General features: G+C 70.9%; 2 protein-coding genes. Both read left to right on the plus strand.

Features of this window, described 5'->3' with window-relative positions; translation table 11 throughout:
- The first annotated feature begins 108 nt into the window (after window positions 1-108).
- The gene (locus AC5RUJ_RS17305) at window positions 109-651 is read left to right on the plus strand and encodes a hypothetical protein (RefSeq protein WP_494156376.1); all 543 of its coding nucleotides are present in this window, start codon (window positions 109-111) and stop codon (window positions 649-651) included.
- On the plus strand, window positions 648-915 hold a 268-nt coding region (locus AC5RUJ_RS17310; protein WP_494156377.1), incomplete at its 3' end, for a DUF6716 putative glycosyltransferase. The genes AC5RUJ_RS17305 and AC5RUJ_RS17310, both read left to right, overlap by 4 nt.

Consider the following 915-nt stretch of genomic DNA (forward strand, 5'->3'; position numbering starts at 1 on the left):
ACGACGGAAAATAGGGGGCGCAGATGAGCCAAGCGCTCCGACGCAGCAATCGGCCCAGGCAGCTGACGCAAGGCGCTGGGCCTGGCCACCTGGTGGACCCTGCGGAGGATGGCCGCCCAGGGCCGGCTGCTGGTATTCACGGCCTTGACCGTGCAGCCGGCAGTGGAGAAGAAGTTCCGGGCCCTCGGCGGGCATCTGGAACGGCACCGCTTCGAGTGGCTGGGCACCCAGCCGGTCACCGAGAACATCAGTGAGCCGACCATCGTGGTGGGCTCGGCGATGCCCGCCGACGGGTTGATCCGGGCGGAGCCCTATGTGGACTGGGTCCGGTCGCTGACCGACGATGGCCCGGTGGCGTATTTCCCGCACCGCCGCGAACGACCCGAACTCCTCGGCGCCCTGGCGGAGCATCCGCTGATCAGCGTCAAGCAACACACCATTCCGGTGGAAATGCGCCTGCGAGGCCTCCGGCCCGGGCAGGCAGTCCGCGCCCTGCCTTCCACGGTGCTGGCCTCGCTGCGCCTGATCCTGGCCCCTTCCGGCGTGCCGCTGAAGGGGCAGCCCGTACCGGACGACTGGTGGCTGCCCGGGACGACGGTAGAACTGCGCCGACACCTGAGCAGCTCCCTGCGGGACGGAGGCGAGCGATGAACCCGGAGCAGTGGAAAACCGCCGCGCCCGCGGCCGACGGGCGGCAAACGGTCCGGCCCTTCCGCCTGCTGGCAGTCGCCGACAGCGACTCCTACCTGAAGTTCGCCTGCGCCACGCTGGAGTCCGTCGGCGCCGGGTGGGAGCGCGAGGTGCTGCTGGTGCGCTCCCCCATCCTTCCGACCCTGGAACAGACCCAGGCGGCCACCGCCGGGACCTTCCTGGCCGGCAAGGCACCGCGGGTGATCCCCGCCTCCGGCCTGCGGG

The sequence above is a fragment of the Arthrobacter sp. Y3223164 genome (assembly GCF_059091005.1).

Bases quoted from the DNA above. Each gene is read 5' to 3' on its own strand.
- AC5RUJ_RS17305 (WP_494156376.1), top strand. From the start codon at position 109: ATGGCCGCCCAGGGCCGGCTGCTGGTATTCACGGCCTTGACCGTGCAG.